The organism is Metabacillus dongyingensis (assembly GCF_019933155.2).
GTDB classification, from domain to species: domain Bacteria; phylum Bacillota; class Bacilli; order Bacillales; family Bacillaceae; genus Bacillus_P; species Bacillus_P dongyingensis.
The window spans coordinates 3,886,420-3,903,530 of the sequence record NZ_CP082944.1; the positions used below are offsets into that span (position 1 = coordinate 3,886,420).

The 17,111-nt window shown below is 43.7% G+C and carries 14 protein-coding genes and 1 other annotated feature; of the genes, 2 read left to right on the forward strand and 12 right to left on the reverse strand.

From position 1 onward, the window contains the following. The first annotated feature begins 104 nt into the window (after nt 1-104). Entirely contained in the window at nt 105-1,739 is a 1,635-nt protein-coding gene (locus K8L98_RS19315) for an NTTRR-F1 domain (protein ID WP_223437271.1), read from the forward strand. 261 nt (nt 1,740-2,000) lie between these two features. On the opposite strand, the gene K8L98_RS19320 is transcribed toward K8L98_RS19315, so the two are convergent. The 12 genes from K8L98_RS19320 to tyrS all read right to left on the reverse strand — a co-directional run bounded on the left by K8L98_RS19320 (nt 2,001) and on the right by tyrS (nt 13,678). Further along, on the reverse strand, nt 2,001-2,219 hold the full coding sequence (locus tag K8L98_RS19320) for a hypothetical protein (protein ID WP_223437273.1): 219 nt from the start codon (nt 2,217-2,219) through the stop codon (nt 2,001-2,003). A gap of 252 nt (nt 2,220-2,471) precedes the next feature. Continuing rightward, nucleotides 2,472-3,278: a histidinol-phosphatase gene (locus tag K8L98_RS19325; protein ID WP_223437275.1), complete on the reverse strand. Its 807-nt coding sequence runs from the start codon at nt 3,276-3,278 to the stop codon at nt 2,472-2,474. Between the two features lie 79 nt (nt 3,279-3,357). Next, on the reverse strand, nt 3,358-4,638 hold the full coding sequence (locus tag K8L98_RS19330) for a serine hydrolase (RefSeq protein WP_223437276.1): 1,281 nt from the start codon (nt 4,636-4,638) through the stop codon (nt 3,358-3,360). Nucleotides 4,639-4,653: 15 nt separating this feature from the next. After that, the gene (locus K8L98_RS19335; protein WP_223437281.1) at nt 4,654-5,850 is read right to left on the reverse strand and encodes a phosphopentomutase; all 1,197 of its coding nucleotides are present in this window, start codon (nt 5,848-5,850) and stop codon (nt 4,654-4,656) included. Between the two features lie 4 nt (nt 5,851-5,854). Then, nucleotides 5,855-7,033, reverse strand: coding sequence for a YhfX family PLP-dependent enzyme (locus K8L98_RS19340; RefSeq protein ID WP_338036989.1), 1,179 nt, complete (start codon nt 7,031-7,033; stop codon nt 5,855-5,857). Next, a complete protein-coding gene (locus tag K8L98_RS19345; protein WP_338036990.1) occupies nt 7,014-8,129 on the reverse strand; it encodes an aminotransferase class V-fold PLP-dependent enzyme in 1,116 nt (371 codons plus the stop codon). Before K8L98_RS19345 ends, K8L98_RS19340 begins: the two co-directional genes overlap by 20 nt. Before the next feature lie 15 nt (nt 8,130-8,144). Further along, nucleotides 8,145-9,056 (reverse strand): phosphotriesterase family protein, encoded by a 912-nt coding sequence (locus K8L98_RS19350; RefSeq protein WP_223437283.1) that lies wholly within the window; start codon nt 9,054-9,056, stop codon nt 8,145-8,147. Nucleotides 9,057-9,067: 11 nt separating this feature from the next. Beyond that, nucleotides 9,068-10,366, reverse strand: coding sequence for a YhfT family protein (locus K8L98_RS19355; protein WP_223437285.1), 1,299 nt, complete (start codon nt 10,364-10,366; stop codon nt 9,068-9,070). Nucleotides 10,367-10,392: 26 nt separating this feature from the next. Next, a complete protein-coding gene (locus K8L98_RS19360; RefSeq protein ID WP_223437287.1) occupies nt 10,393-10,755 on the reverse strand; it encodes a DUF2620 domain-containing protein in 363 nt (120 codons plus the stop codon). A gap of 15 nt (nt 10,756-10,770) precedes the next feature. Continuing rightward, nucleotides 10,771-11,115 carry a PRD domain-containing protein gene (locus K8L98_RS19365; RefSeq protein WP_223437290.1) on the reverse strand — a complete coding sequence of 115 codons (345 nt, stop codon included), beginning with the start codon at nt 11,113-11,115 and terminating at the stop codon, nt 10,771-10,773. Nucleotides 11,116-11,169: 54 nt separating this feature from the next. Next, the gene (yhfZ, locus tag K8L98_RS19370; protein WP_275976718.1) at nt 11,170-12,096 is read right to left on the reverse strand and encodes a GntR family transcriptional regulator YhfZ; all 927 of its coding nucleotides are present in this window, start codon (nt 12,094-12,096) and stop codon (nt 11,170-11,172) included. Between the two features lie 313 nt (nt 12,097-12,409). After that, nucleotides 12,410-13,678 (reverse strand): tyrosine--tRNA ligase, encoded by a 1,269-nt coding sequence (gene tyrS / locus K8L98_RS19375; protein ID WP_223437303.1) that lies wholly within the window; start codon nt 13,676-13,678, stop codon nt 12,410-12,412. Nucleotides 13,679-13,728: 50 nt separating this feature from the next. Then, nucleotides 13,729-13,958 (reverse strand) — a binding site (T-box leader). Between the two features lie 136 nt (nt 13,959-14,094). On the opposite strand from tyrS, the gene K8L98_RS19380 reads away from it, so the two are divergent. Beyond that, nucleotides 14,095-17,013, forward strand: coding sequence for a transglycosylase domain-containing protein (locus K8L98_RS19380; protein ID WP_223437305.1), 2,919 nt, complete (start codon nt 14,095-14,097; stop codon nt 17,011-17,013). Nucleotides 17,014-17,111: the final 98 nt, after the last annotated feature.

Consider the following 17,111-nt stretch of genomic DNA (forward strand, 5'->3'; position numbering starts at 1 on the left):
AATAGTTAAAATGCACTGTCAATAACAAAAAATATGCGTACTATATAAAAGCTTTACTTATATTACTATTGGTAAAGCTATTAAAAGTTGAAAGGAGGTTCCAAATGTCAATTGAAAATAGAATTATAAACGATAGTTTTGAAACAGGTTCATTCCCGCCCTGGGTTGCTATAAACGCAACTATATCCTCTCAAATTTCTCATAGCGGTTTCTTTTCTGCACGCTTTGTTGGCGGAAATATAAACTCCTTTATTTTCCAATTTACAGAAGTGAATCCAACAGAAACATTTCTATTTAAAATTTCACTAGCAAAAGTAGGAGCTCTTCCAAGTCCGCCAATTTCTATAACTGTTGCTTATTATGATGATGCTTTTTCATTATTAGGATTTGGGTTAATTACAAATATCCCAGCAAATAGATTACCGGATGTTAATCAATTTAATTGGATTGAGCTGTATGATAATACTTCTCCAGTACCTTTAGGAGCAACTCAGGCTTTAATCCTTATTAATAAACTTCCTCAAGCAGGAACTGCAGAAATAGTAGTAGATGATGTATCATTATTCCTAATAGACGGAGGGGCTGCAGGCCCGACTGGTGCTACTGGCCCAACTGGTGCTACGGGCGCAACGGGTGCTACTGGCGCGACGGGTGCTACTGGCGCAACGGGTGCTACTGGCGCAACGGGTGCTACTGGTGCTACTGGTGCTACGGGCGCGACTGGCGTAACGGGTGCTACTGGTGCTACTGGCGCGACTGGCGTAACGGGTGCTACTGGTGCTACGGGCGCAACGGGGGCTACGGGCGCAACGGGGGCTACTGGCGCGACGGGTGCTACTGGCGCAACGGGTGCTACTGGTGCTACTGGCGCAACGGGTGCTACTGGTGCTACTGGCGCAACGGGTGCTACTGGCGCAACAGGTGCTACTGGCGCAACGGGTGCTACTGGCGCAACAGGTGCAACGGGTGCTACGGGCGCAACGGGTGCTACTGGTGCTACTGGCGCGACGGGTGCTACTGGCGCAACGGGTGCTACTGGTGCTACTGGCGCAACGGGGGCTACTGGCGCAACGGGTGCTACGGGGGCTACTGGCGCAACGGGTGCTACTGGTGCTACTGGCGCGACGGGTGCTACTGGCGCAACGGGGGCTACGGGGGCTACGGGGGCTACTGGTGCTACTGGCGTAACGGGGGCTACTGGCGCAACGGGGGCTACGGGTGCTACTGGCGTAACGGGTGCTACTGGCGCGACGGGTGCTACGGGTGCTACTGGCGCAACGGGGGCTACTGGCGCAACGGGGGCTACTGGCGCAACGGGGGCTACTGGCGCAACGGGGGCTACTGGCGCAACGGGTGCTACTGGCGCAACGGGGGCTACGGGTGCTACGGGTGCTACGGGTGCTACTGGCGCAACGGGTGCTACTGGTGCTACGGGTGCTACTGGCGCAACGGGTGCTACGGGTGCTACTGGCGCAACGGGTGCTACTGGCGCAACGGGTGCTACTGGCGCAACGGGTGCTACTGGCGCTACTGGTGCTACTGGCGCAACGGGTGCTACTGGCGCAACAGGTGCAACGGGTGCTACTGGCGCAACAGGTGCAACGGGTGCTACTGGCGCAACAGGTGCTACTGGCGCAACGGGTGCTACGGGTGCTACTGGCGCAACAGGTGCAACGGGTGCTACTGGCGCAACAGGTGCTACTGGCGCTACTGGACCGACTGGACCGACTGGACTTTAACGCTTAATTCACAACCATTTAGAGATGATTTCGGGTTAATCCCGAGTCATCTTTTTACATAATTAATAGCTTGTATGTTTTCATTCGTTAATACATTTAAACCTTCCTTTTATCTTCTGCTCTCCAATGTATTGGAACGGCAAGGTTTTCCTGCTGCTTGTGATCTGCTCATGGTAATTATAAAATCCCTGGAAACGTTGATAAAACGATTTCCAGGGATAAAACAACTGCAAATTCTATTCTTAAACCTAAAACTGTTTTCTAGGCAAATTTCGCTTTCCTCTTTGGCATAGCAGCTGATAAAATATTTCCTGTTTTTAAGAGCCTAATTTGTTGCTTTCTGAAACAGTAAACCTTCATATAATTTTCATTTACTTCATTAACAATGATAGTTCTTTGCGTAATTAATCCTTTTTCAGAAAGGTAGATAATTTCAATCGGCATCTGCTGATTTTTTGATTTCTCCAATAAGACCTTCATAATATCAGCTCCTTTATTCTCCTTTCATCATATGCGAACAAATGTTCCGTTATAACAGTTATAACAAATTTATTTTCGTGTAATTTTTGGAAAAGGTAAGATATTATATATTTCAGCATTTTTCCTGCTGTCCTGGTAAATTTTTCTCCAAAACGGTTTGTTACACTCCGTAAACTGTCTTCCGGCACTAATTCCTCAATTTTCAACCAAGTCTCAAGTTTTCTAGTGATTCGCGTGATTCACTGGAATTTTTTATAGAGAAGTCATAAACCGTTTTCTTTGCCTAAAACTAGCCCATTCTTTGAATCCCATTTCTTTTAGCTTATTCTGCACCTCTTCAAATTCATCTCCGACACGAGCAGGGGTGTGGGCATCTGAACCGAATGTGACCTTCACTCCATGATAAAGTGCTCTTTCCAGTATTTCGTCAGAAGGATACCATCCTCCGCAAAATTTATTTTTGCCGGATGTATTGATTTCGATCGCTACATCACACTCTGAAATGATGGATAACGTCCGGTCCACCGCCTCAGTTTGAATCGCTGAAAATTCGGGATAATAACCTTTCATGGCGTCTATGTGTCCGAGAATTTGGAACACGCCACTGTGGGCAGATTTCTGAATCAAGGTGTAATAGTTGTCCTTCGTCTTCTGTTTCTCCTTTTCAGTGAGCCCTTCCCAGCGATCTTTTTTAAAAATATTCAGCCCTTCAACATGATGCACCGATCCAATCACATAATCGAATGGATACTTTGCGTAATACTGCTTGTACATATGGATATGCTCCGGAAAAAAATCAGACTCTACACCAAGAAGAACTTCTATTTTGCCTTCATACTCTTTTTTCAGGCTCAGCACTTCCTTCACGTATTCCGGAAAATGACTTTTTGCCATCGCAATATTCGGGAACAAATGATCTTCTTCGCTGTATAAATATGGAGAATGGTCCGAAATCCCAATGATATCCAGCTGCTTTTCCAATGCCGCTTCCACGTAATCGCGAATGGAGCGCTCTGCATGTCCGCATCTTTCATGATGAGTATGGTAATCAAATTTCATTTTCTGCACCTCGCTTTTCTTCTATTAGTAGTGTATCAATTTTCCATCATGCTAAAAAGACACCTTTTTGTGAGGTGTCTTATCGATTAATCGAAGAATAAACGATGTTGGCGATTTTCTTAGACAGCGGTCCTGTGCTCGCGTAGCTTCCGCTCGGGAGCTGTCCATTGTTTTGTTTGTTGGTGAGCAGGATGATCTGCAGGTCGTATTCCGGATCTATGATCACTTGAGTTCCTGTAAATCCTGTATGACCAAAGGCTTTTTCTGAATACTGGTCACCCATGTACCAGTTTTTCGCTTTCTCAAATCCATACCCTTGACCGAACGCTTGGTCAGAAGTAAAGGTGTTGACCGTTTCCTGATTGTAAATTTCCACTTTGCCATAGGAACCGCCATTCAGCATGACCTGTCCTAATACGGCTAAATCCTTAGCCGTTGAAAACAAACCGGCATGACCGGCAACTCCGCCGTTTCCGTAAAAGCTGTTGCCATCATTCACTTCTCCAACGAGTGTATAGTTCCTCCAATAAGGAAACATGTCTGGATCTTCCTCTACATCGTATCCAAAGTCAGGATCATCAATCATTTTATACTCATACGGATTGCCCCATGAAGTAGCGGCGATTTTCTTCTTCTGCTTCGGATCTGGCGTGAACATCGTATTCTTCATTTTGAGAGGCTTGTAGATTTCGTTTTCCAAGTATCGATCAAGGGGCTGGTTAGTGATTTTTTCAATCACAAATCCAAGTGTCATAAAACTGAAATCACTGTATTTCCGCTGCGTGCCTGTTTCGTATTCAAGCGGCAGCTTATTAATATAATTCAGTACTTCTTTTGAATTGCGGGCGTAAAGATAGGTAGGATACCAAGGGGTTAATCCCGACGTATGCGTTAATAAATCTGCTATGGTCACATGCTCTTTTCCATTCTGGCCAAATTCAGGAATGTATTTAGCTGCAGGATCGGATAGGGATAATTTATTCTCATACTCGAGCTTCATAATCCCCTGTGTTGTGCCCATCACTTTTGTAACAGAGGCTAAATCAAAAATATAATCCTTTTTCATTTTTCTAGGATGATCGAGAAGATTCCCCATATCGTATTTTTGAGCATCACCGTATGCTTGTTCCTTGAGTATTTTTCCGTTTCTTGCAATTAGCACGACAGCTCCCGGTGTAATTCCATCTTCTATTGCACGGTAAACAGCACCATCGATTTCTGATAGAATCTTTGGATCCATACCTTCTGTTTTAGAATTCCCATAGCTCAGTTTGCCAGGCTTTTCTTTGGCTGATACGCCGGCTGAAACTGGAGCTATAAATAGGAAGATGATTATCAGATATACACCTATCTTTTTCATTCTTTGCCCTCCTTTTTACTTCGCATTCAAGATTTCTCTCAAAAAACTTCTTCCATATTCAGGAGCGGGGAGATTGGCATATTCGGCCATGGTTGCCGCAATATCTGCCATCGTTTCCCGTTCTCCGATTGACACTGGCTTGACTTTGTTTCCAATCACAAGAATTGGTGTTTGCTCTCTTGTATGGTTGGAGTGGCCGATTGTCGGATCGTTTCCGTGATCCGCTGTGACGATCAGCAAATCATCATCTTCGAGTTTTTCCCGGAATTCTGCAAGAAAGGAATCGGATTGCTCAAGCACCGAGCGATACCACTCGCAATCCTGTTTGTGTCCCGCTAGATCGGTTTCCTGGACATTTATAAGAAAAATCGCATCCTTTTCTGCTTTCCGGTAGTGGTGCTCAAAAGACGAAAGCACTTTGACGGTTTCAACAGCGGGGTCACTGAATCCCTTTGCCTGAACGACATCGGCGGTTTTCCCAATCCGGTAGACTGGCAGACCCTCCCTCTCTGCCAGATGGGCAAACTGTCTGCTGTAATCCACTCCAAATCCAAGATGCAGCACATGGTAGCCTTCGCCGTATACATGGGCATTCGGACTGTCGACCCCCCACTGACCGTTCGGCTTATTCATTACGGCTGATAATATTTTTACAATAGTCGTTTTTTCATTTCCGAATACGATAACCCTGCTCGTGTCCACGCAGTTTCTTACAATTCTTGCAATCTCACATGCTTCTTCAAATGCAATTTGATTTAAATCGCATATTAAATTAATAATGTTTCCTGGTGAGGACTCCAGATTGTCGCCAATTACAATACAGCCATTCACCAGTAAAAGCGGAGCTTCAGGAACCGGATACTCTGCATGGCAGCCGTTTTTAATGAGCTTCGACTTGATGCGACTGCTGACTTCTTTCATCAGCCGTTTATTAGGAACCCCAGGTTTGCTGCCCATCAGCTCCTGGTGCCCCATAAACGTATCCGCTCCATCATGTGCAAGGTTGCTTTTTCCATACGCAGCCGCTGGTAATCCGGTTCCATCAGCCAGCTGATTTAAACCGGAGTTATATAGAAAAGGAATGTTCAGTCCAGATGCTTCCTTCAAGTGCTGATATGTGTTCGCATTCATGTCCTCAGGTTTGGCAATTGCACAGTCCTGCATCGCTCCTATGCCGAAACCGTCCAGAATAAATAACGATACCTTTCCCATTTTCCTACACCCCTCTCCTCTGAAAATGAACCACCTCAGGAGTTTTTGAATCTGCATTTTTAAGAAAAGCCACGTGGGATCTCGTAACAAAAATCTGCGTTCGGAAAGCGTAAAGAACCGTATCACCAACATTCATCCTTGGATCCCGCTTCAAGCTTCCGTAGTAATCGATGTTTTCTGAAGAAGCCTGATGAACCTCTGTTTCCTGATCCAAGCGATCTCCAAAGAGTGCCTTTTTCATATTGGAGCGGGCATAAAACCCGCCTGCAATGGTGTATGCCTGATCTTCATCCATATGAGAAATTTCCGATAAATAAGCCATGCACGGTTTCTCTGTCAGATTTTCAGAATACGCATGCAAAGGAGTCGTTCCCGTCAAGGCGTGCCCCGGCTCACCGTGCGTAATCCCATATTCGCGGATAAGGGGAATCGTATGGCAGCTAGTGGAACTCGGCGCATTAAGATGAATTACTTCTATTCCCTGGTTAGCAAGAATGTCTCTGGATTTGAGCAGGGTTTGCAAATTACTGGTGAATTCAAAATCGGTTTTGGCCTCGTTCAGCTGCAAGACCGGAAAACACGTTGCTCCAATGACGTTTATTCCCGGCATCAGCTGCAGCTCACGTATACTCGACTCTAAGTTGTTAATTAAAAATCCGCCGTATTGACCCGGGTAAATGAAATCTTGCTTGCTGATCACCCTTAATATTACGTTCTGTTTCAGTCCCAGTCTGACGGCTGCATCTGACAGCTGTCTTGCTCTTTCTAGAGAGAAAAGCGTGACCACTTCAGGCCGGAGCTGTTTTAAGACCGTTTCCCATTGATTTTTTCCAGGCTGTACAAGATGACCAAGGTTCCCTATTTTGCAGCCTGCCTTTGAAAGATTGAATGCTTCATCAATATCAACTGCGACCGCTTTCTCGATGCCGTTTCGCTGGATGGTCTTCCCGACAAAACCGCTTCGTCCTATTTGTTTTGTCATATAAAACAGCTTAACGCTGTTTGCCTCGGCTGATTTTGCAAGAGCTCGTACATTTGCCTCGAATGAGTCCAAGTCGATGACGTACGTATTCGGAGGGATAGAACCGCTTTGATGCAAGGCAGCCGCTGCCTTAATTAATGCAGGGTTTCGTTTCTGTATCATGTCTAAGAACAAGGCTGTCTCATCCCCTAACGATCTCATTAACTGAAAGCTCAAGTATCCGTAAAATGGTTTCCGCGGATGCTTTCATTGGATTGATTCTCAAACCGTATTCTCTTAAATGAGGCTGGCTTTCTAAAAAGCTCCCGGATACACGATAAATCATTGGCAGGATATCGTACTTTGATTCTGCTCCGACTGGATAGGTTGCCGCTCCGAATGAAGAGGCTTTTTCAATCACTTTTGGTGCGATCGGTGCTGAGAGTTCAACAATCACATTCTTTGATTGAGAGTTTGTGATATACGCTTCTTTAACAAATGAAAAACCGCCGTGATTAAGGATTTCGCATAGCTGCTCCACCTGTTCATTCTGAATCGCCAGCATAACTGGAGCCACTGTCATGGCCCGCAGCAATTCATGTGCTTCGTGCCCTTGAACCTGACCGCCTCCGGAATAATTGGTTTGATGTATTTTTTCAATGATTTCACCTGAACCGAGGATAAGGCCGATGCCTTCAGGTCCAAGTACTTTAAATCCGGAAAAAGTAGAAAGGTGCGCTCCATACTCAACGCCAATGCCCTTCATTTTCATTGCACAGTAGTTATCATCAACCAAAATGATGACATCCGGCCTTGACTTTTTAACAAGAGCGATTATTTCTTCTAAATCATAAGTATCAGTCGGCTGCTGTCTTGCATGCTGAATGTAAAATACCTTTATATGCAGCTTTGTTTCTAATGCATTTTTCACCTTGTCCATGTGATTGAAATTTACAGCCTCTTGCTTGAATCCCATCATCCGAAACGTTTCTTTTGTGGTCATGTACATCGGTGCTTCATGGACAAAAATAGAATCTCCCGGCTCCGCTATCATACTAAGTGCAATCCTGATCGCACCGGAACCGCTTCCTCTTACAAGGGCGCAGTCCTCGGAATCGAACACGTTCGATAACACCCTCTCGGCGGCTGCTGTTGTTTTCGGGCGGTGGTACTCCGGGTGAAGACCCACATCCCCTGTTTCAAAAAAGGCATTGTTTCGAAACACCTTCGTCATTTCATCAATCAGTTTGAATTGAAGTTCTTTTGCCTCTTCCATCGTCCGATTGATAAGTACGGAATTTGCATATTTCAACGCCACTTTCCATCATCCTTCCTAACCGATGCTGAATGCCTTTTGAGGATTGGCTACGAGCAGTTTATTTATAATAGAGCCGCTGACTCCATGGTTTTTCAGTGCCGGTATAAACGACCTGAGAACAATATCATATCCCTGCCCTCCGAGTGACTTCAGATGGGATTTCCTTGTCAGGTCACTAGAGAGCAAGAGCTGATCTTCAAAGCCTTTTTCAATAAATGTCAGCAAAGACCTGATCCGGTCTTCATCCGCCCGGTAATTTTCTTTGCCGATCGTATCCATCGCAGCAAATGCTCCGCTGTTCAATACTTCCAGCACAATTTCATCATTCGTATTCAGATCCTGATGGCCGATAATCACCTTTTCAAGAAACAGACCTTCTTTTTGAAAAAGATTGATCTGCTCTAGAGCACAAGTGCCGAGCGTTGTATGGGTAGAGAGCGGAAGCTTCGTGGTTTTGGCCGCTTCGATGGCTCCATGGAATAGCTCGGTTTCGATCGGTTTAAATTCATTCAGACTGCTCCCGATCTCACCGATTACCCCCGGTTTAATTCCTGTCTCCCCTATTCCATCTTTGATTTCCGTGATCATCCACTCTGCAAATTGATCCCGATTCCATTTCTTTTTGTCATCCGGAATGAATGGATCCTTATAGCAGCCCGTACTCGCGATAATCTGCAGACCGGTTTTCCGGCTAATTTCCGCAAGCTGCTCTGCGTCTCTTCCCATCCCCTCATTTGTGACTTCTACAATTGCTTTACCTCCAAGAGCCGCAAAGCTCTCTAAGTCTTCCGTGACGAGTTCAATATCCTGCAAGCAAGTATCTTCGTTCTTTTTCACTCTGCTTAAGTCCACATATAGATGTTCATGACAGGCACACACACCTAACTCCTGCGGCTCCAGTTTACCCAGAACGGTTTGAATATACATTAAAAGCCTCCTTATCCTGCTGGCGGTACATAGAGCCCAAGAAGTACCAGGATGTTTCCGATAATTCCTACTGCAATTGCTCCAACAGGCCCAACTGCCATACGGACGATTGGACGTCCGGCTGCTTCATTCAGTAAATAGATCCCGGCAATAGCGAAGAAGCCCAGACTTGGAACAATGGCGTTCGCAGCATTTGCGCCTCCAATAAGAAGCGCTACTTCCAATACACGCGTCATCGCTGTCCTGATGTTTTCACCAGATGCCCGAATACCGGGATAACGGTCGAGGACTTTTGCTAATTGAGTCAAAATCATCACTTCCACTAAGATGATTACGGCTCCTAAAATAGCCGCGATGAATGGATTTGGGGAGAAAATTCCAGCCCCGAAAACGAAAGTAAACCCTACTGGACCATATACACCTGTAGCAATCGCTGTACTTGCGATCAGTGGAACGAATCCGATTGCTTTTGCAAGAGAGGCAATACCGCCTTCGGCAATCTTCCCTTCCGATAGCAGGTTAAGAGAGATCGGGTCGCCTGCAATTAAAAGCTGACTCGTTGCTGCAGCTACAAGTCCGCCGCTTATCATAAGTACCCATACATATTTTTTAATCTTCGAGACGCGCTCTGTGAACAATGCCGCTAAAGCGGACAGGTTCTTCTCATCAGACTTTTCCCGTACAGCAAATGCAATTAAGAAAATCATTCCAATAATAAGAGCAATCCCTTCCGGACTTAAAACAACCTGCGTCCCATTGATGCTGATCAGCTTATCCGTGTTTGCAAAAACGATGAGCTGTCTTGCAATAGCCGCCACAATAAACGTCAAAATCCCTTTTTTAATTCCAAATTGAAGAGCAACAGCAATGGCCGGGAACACCATGAAGGAAACGACAACCGGTTCGCCGATTTTATTAAATCCTTCAGCAAAATTCAGCGGCAGCATCGCAAATGCATCAACGACAACTTGCAGACCATAGTAAATGCCAGCGCCATATAAAGCTCCTGCTGCCCCTGCGAGCACGGAATTAATTTTTCCTCTGTTGAATGCAAGACCAATGATATCTGTTCCAAGCAAAATACTATGAATAAGAATAATGCTTCCCGCAATTGAAATCGGAATCCCAAATCCGATGACAAGACCGAAACTCATGGCAAAGGCGGTTACACCAAGCTCTTTTCGGCTCATCCGCCCTTCAAGATTTTCCGGAACAATCGGTCTGAGCCCATCGTTAAAGACCGCAATCCCCAAATTTGCCATGACGGCTGCAAGCGCCCCAATACAAGCCATTAAAATTACTTCTACCATCTTTCATCCCCCATCCCCATATCAATCTATTTGTTTTTTAATAAAGCCTCCATCAAATACTCAATAGCTTTCTCCTTGTGATCCCCCGTAAATCCAAAAGCTGTTGCCCCCTGGTCGACTGCAGACTGCACGTTTTCTTTTATCGGAGTCTTGCCGGGCATAGAGATGGTTGCGCACTTTGGTTTTCCAAGCAGCGCTATTGCCATAGCTAAAGCTCCCCCTCCGCCGGTATGGCAGGCGCCGACGTAATAATCCGCTCCCCCTGATTTCAGCAGCATCGCTGCTTCTAAATCAGCTTTCACGGTCACTTCTACCTGCTCTCCTCCGTATTTCTTAACTAAACTCTCAATCTCTTTTTTCTCCACCTGACCGCCTACTACAATTTTCATTTTTTATTCCTCCCTTTATGCTGTTAATGCTGCTACAAAGTGCATATATAGAAATTCTTTTTCTTCTCTGGGTATGGTGATGCGGCATTCAATTTCAATCCATTTAACCCGTCTTTGCGCTTCTTCAAGATTTGGAGAATTATATATTTCCTTCATAATCGATGGCGGAGGAGCATTCAGCGGTTCGTTTCTCTCCATCCTTGTCACTGCCATGGCCAAATGAGTAATTAACATTTGATAGTTAGCCGCTTCCGTTTGAGACACATATGCATCAATCGTTTTATGGCAGATGATTTGAGCATTTTCTGTAATGGCATCCGTTGATTTAAGTATTTCGAGTCTTTCAAACAGTTCTTTCATGAGTGCGCCCTCCCAATGTACAATAAATTGTATTTTGAATATAAAAAGGGATTCTTAGTATTTCGGAATGTAATCCCCTTTTTCCACCAGTGTTTGTATTCTTTTAATCTCATGTAAATCCAAATGCTGCAGAATATACTCCGCCTTTTTGTTTTCTTTTCTAATGACGCAGACAGCTTCACCTATATTCAACTCTTCTTTTTTTGCTATTTCAGAGGAAAGCGGTATCGTATTGTATAACCCGCTGTCAATTTCATCAATGTTCCAAATGGTCGCATCAATCGTTTTCGCTCTTAAATGCTGCAGCAGATGCATGTAATTGAGCTCAACAAACTCTACCTTTTTTTCATTTGTTTCCGCTTTAACAAGAATCTTTTGATCGGTTGAATTATGGTCAATTCCTACCTTCATGCCATTTTTGATTTCAAGATTTCCTTTTTCTGAAAAGAAGACCGCATGCTTTGAAACATACGTATGGCTCCCGAAAGCAAGAGCAATAGAAAGATCCGGGTCCTGTTTCAATGCTTCTGCAGCTGAGAATTTGGAAACAAGGGCAAAGTCGTATCTCCCTTTGCTCACTTCATCAATTCTCAGTTTAGCCCCTCTCATAAAAGCAATGCTTAAATTCAATTGGTTTTCCTCAAATTGAGACGTAAGGCCGGATGCCAGCCCTTCATATTTTTTGGAATACGGCAAAGGCATCACTCCGGTCATTCTTTCAGCACCGCAATACTTGAACAAAGAGGGAATATTTTTCTTCCTTAAAAAGGTGCCCATATGTCCTTTAGGTTCAAGACTAATGCTTCCGGTTTGCTCTAAATATTTCAGAGCTGTCTGTACTGTTCCCCTGCCAACATTAAATCTTTCTGAAAAATCTCCTACTTTTGGTATCCGCTCATTTAGTTCAATAAATAATAGATCCTCTGCGATCTTCTGCAAAATTAACCCCTTTTTAGAAAGGAGCGACTCAAAAATCTCCATAGCACCACTCTTGTACAATTATTTGTATATTCATTCATTGATGCAAATTTACCATATATTTAAGCTGTTTACAAGATTGATTTTTCTGAATAATTTGTTAAAATGATTACCTGCTCCTTTCTATCTTTTTTTACCGAAGATTAAACATAAGGTGTAATGTGTATCGTATAAATCAAGTTAATCTATAAAAAATCCTTAATAATAAAAAAACAGCACACCAATTAGACTGCTAATTGATGTGCTATTTCTTAGGTTTATAGAAGTGTGGTATGCACCTTTCAAGCTAGCCCGTTCCAGCAAGTGAGGCTTTTCATCAGTTCTTGTATTGAATTAACGTGTACTTCTTCTTCCCTCTGCGGATAACAGTGAATTTGCCGTCAATGCGGTCGTCTTCTCCAAGGACTTTGTCTGTCTCCTGAATTCGCTCGCCATTGATGTATACTGCTCCATTTGAAACATCTTCTCTTGCCTGGCGTTTTGAAGGAGAAATTTTTGCATTGACAAGCAGGTCGATTAAGCCGATTTCTGCTTCTTCTGATGTAAATGCCGGTACATCTTTAAAGCCCTGCTCAATTTCATCTCCAGTAAGCTCTTTAATGTTTCCGCTGAAAAAAGCCTGAGAGATTTTGATTGCTTGCTCCAAAGATTCTTCTCCGTGTACGAGCTTTGTCATATTCTCGGCAAGCGCTTTTTGTGCAGCGCGTTTTTCTGGTGCATTTGTCAGTTCCTCTTCAAGCTCCGCAATCTCTTCATGAGAAAGGAAGGTAAAGAACTTGATGTATTTAATGACATCGCGGTCATCTGTATTGATCCAGAACTGGTAGAACTCATAAGGAGTCGTTTTTTCTTTATCGAGCCAGATAGCTCCGCCTTCTGTTTTGCCGAATTTTGTTCCATCTGATTTTGTAACCAATGGAACTGTTAATCCGAATGCTTTGGAATTTTCCTCGGATTTGCGGATCAATTCAAGGCCTGCTGTAATGTTGCCCCACTGATCGCTTCCTCCAATTTGAAGCTTGCAGCCTTGGGATCTGTATAAATTTAAAAAGTCATATGACTGCAGAATCATGTAGCTGAACTCTGTGTAGGAAATTCCTGATTCAATTCTTGAAGACACCGTATCCTTTGCAAGCATGTAATTAATACCGAAATTTTTTCCTACATCCCTAAGGAATGTGATCAAATCCATAGATCCAATCCAGTCAAAGTTGTTGGCAAGAGTAGCAGGATTTTCACTTGAGGTATCAAAATCAAGGAAACGGGAAAGCTGACCTTTAATTTTGTTTGACCACTCCTGAACAATATCGGAAGTATTAAGCGTTCTTTCCGCTTTCTTTCCGCTTGGGTCGCCAATTAAGCCAGTTGCTCCGCCGACTAAGGCAATTGGGCGGTGTCCTGCCTGCTGAAAGCGGCGAAGAGTTAAAATCGGAAGTAAATGCCCGATGTGCAGGCTGTCTGCCGTCGGATCGAAACCAGAATATAATTTTACTGATTCCTCTTCTAATAACTTTCTCAGACCTTCTTCGTCTGTCATTTGATTGATTAACCCTCTGAACTGCAAATCATTCAATAATTCACTCATTCTGATTAGCTCCTTTTTTTCATAAAATACAAAAAACACCCCTTCAAAAATGAAGGGGCGTGATTACGCGGTACCACCCTACTTAGGAAAAAGATAAACTGATTCCTATCTCGGCATATATAACGGCATTCTAACCGTCTTTCGCTATTGGGCATTAGCTGCCTTTCACAAAAGAAGCTCCTGGAGGTAATTCATGATTCATCTGTGTGCTGATTTTCATCGGCCATCAGCTTTCTAAAACAGGGAGATGTTCACTACTAATTCCATTCAAAGCATTTTCAATTCTAATAAATCTTTTTTACCATATAGAATGTCTCTTGTCAAACGGTTCAACAGCATCTGACAAGATCATACAAAAGTACTGTTTTTATATGATATAATTGAGTGGGTGGATTGTATAGGGGGATGATACATTTATGGATAAATTTAAATCTTGGTACAGCAAATTTATGCCGTACAAACATAGAACAGTAAAAGGGTTTAATATTACATACGGGGTCGTCTGGAACCTAATGCTGATCTTTTTTGTCATCGGTTTAATTGCCGCATCGTTTGGCGGCGGACTCGGCGCAGGGTACTTTGCGTCATTGGTTAAGGATGAACCTCTCCGCACTTATAGTTCCATGAAAAAAGATATTTATAATTACGAAGAAACCTCGCAGATTTATTTTTCTGATTCGGTGTATTTAGGAAAGCTCCGTGCAGATATTGAAAGACAGGAAGTAAAGATTGATGATATTTCAAAGCATGTAAAGAATGCCGTAATTGCTACAGAGGATGAATTTTTTTATGAGCATGACGGGGTCGTCCCTAAAGCGATTATGCGCGCTCTTTTTCAGGAAGTGACAAATTCCTCTAATCGCTCTGGGGGGAGTACACTTACACAGCAGCTGATCAAAAATCAAATTCTCACAGACGAAGTTTCTTTTGACCGCAAAGCAAAAGAAATTCTGCTTGCTCTCCGACTTGAGCGCTTCTTTGAAAAAGAGGAAATCTTGGAGGCTTATTTGAATGTTGCTGATTTGGGCAGAAATGCTTCAGGCCGAAATATTGCGGGAGTTCAGGCCGCTGCACAAGGTATTTTCGGTGTGGATGCGAAGAATTTAACTCTTCCTCAATCTGCTTTTATTGCAGGTCTGCCACAGAGCCCATTCGGCTATACCCCTTTTACAAACAGGGGAGAAATAAAGGAAAATCTAGATGCAGGAACGTCCAGGATGAAAACTGTTCTTAAACGCATGTATGCAAAAGGCTTCATCTCGCAAAAAGAATACGAAGAAGCAGCCACATTTGATTTAAGGAAAAGTCTCGCCAAGGCCAAGCCTTCCTCTTTTGAACAATATCCATGGCTCACCTACGAAATTGAAGAACGCGCCACTGATATTATCTTAACGCAGCTGGCTGAAAAAGACGGCCACAAATTGGACGAACTGAAAAAAAATAAAGAATTGTATGCAGAATACAAAGCCCTTGCTGACCGGAACTTACGTCAAAATGGCTATAAAATTCATACAACCATTCAAAAAGATATTTATGACAAAATGAAAACCATTGCTGAATCGTATGAATACTACGGCAGCGATAAGACGGAAGTGAAGGTAGACAAAGATACCGGGAAGAAAATACAGGTTCAGGAGCCCGTTGAGGTTGGAGCTGTTTTAATTGAGAATAAGACAGGGAAAATCATCAGCTTCGTCGGGGGAAGAAATCATAAAAGAGAACAAGTTAATCATGCAACAGATACTCCCCGATCAAACGGATCGACGATGAAGCCGCTGCTTGCTTATGCTCCTGCAATGGAAACCGGTGCCATTCAGCCAGGTTCAGTACTTGCAGATGTACCGCTGCAAATCGGCGAATGGAACCCTAAAAATTTCGATGGCCGCTTCCACGGATTTACAAGCGCCCGATATGCACTTGAAAAGTCTTATAATATACCTGCCATTAAGTCTTACTTAAAAGTGATAGATCAAAATCCTCTTAATTATTTAAAGAAAATGGGAGTCACAACTATCTCTGAAAATGATGGGGGTCCAGCTACTTCAATTGGCGGACTTACTAATGGCATAACCGTCGAAGAAAACGTAAATGCATTTGCAACATTTGCAAATGAAGGAAAGTTTATCGATGCTTATCTCATTGAAAAAATTGAAACAAAATCAGGCGAAGTCATTTATCAGCACAAATCAAAAGCCGTTGATGTTTTTACACCTCAGACTTCCTACTTAACAATCGATATGATGCGCGATGTTATTAAACAAGGAACAGGTACAGCCGCTAAGAACTATCTGTCATTCAGTGCAGACTGGGCAGGAAAAACAGGAACAAGTCAAGAGTATAAGGATATATGGTTTGTCGGAACGAATCCAAATGTCTCGTTTGGAACGTGGATGGGATACGACACCCCTAAATCTGTTGAAAAAGATTATAAAGGCATGTCCTACAGCCGCAGAAACATTCTTTTATGGTCGAAGCTGATGAATGCAGCCCATGAAGTTAATCCGGGTCTCATTGCACCGAAAGAAACGTTTAAAATGCCCGGCGGAATTGTTCAGAAATCATATTGCGCACTGTCCGGGGATCTGCCTTCTGCCATGTGCCAGCAGGCAGGACTTGTTGCAACAGATCTCTTTAATGCGAAGTTTGTTCCGACAAAAACAGATGACAGCTTAACATCAGGAAAGTATGTTTATGTAAAAGACAGGGCGTACCAGGTGCCCCCTTCTGCTCCTTCTGAATTTGTTCAGCAAGGTGTGATGTTAAAAAAAGAAATTCTGCAAAAGCATAATTTAAGCAGCTTCAGCGATTTAAAAGAACTGCTGCCAAACAAAACAAACTGGGGCAATATCGTTGTAACGGATGGAAATCAGATCCGAGACAACGGATCAGCTCCATCGCAGGTATCCGGAGTAAGAATCAGCGGCGGGCAACTGAGCTGGAACATGAGCGGTGATTCAGATGTAATAGGATACCGCGTTTATGCTGCCGGTAACTTTTCAAAGAATTTCAGAAAAGTAGCAAGCATCCCAGCTTCGAAAAGCCTGTCAGCATCTATTGGCGGTTCACCTGCTGCCTACTATATAGCAGCAGTTGACGTAGCAGGCAAAGAATCACCAGCATCTGCAACTGTAACAAGCGGATCCTATCAAGCTCAGAAGCCGGCAACAAAGCCTGCTGATACTCAGCCAAAAGATCCGAAACCAGCTGATCCAAAACCCGTGGACCCAAAGCCTAAAGACCCGAAACCAGCTGATCCAAAACCGGATCCAAAGCCTCCGGAAAAACCTGCAGATAACGGAGAGCAGACTCCTCCGGCAGAAAAACCGAACGGCTGACCTTGTTCGCAGATTTCTTGCTGGACGTTTCTTCAGCTGTACTGCGCAGAAACATATTAAAATACAAAAGTCATATGTTTAAAAATAGAATCAAAAAA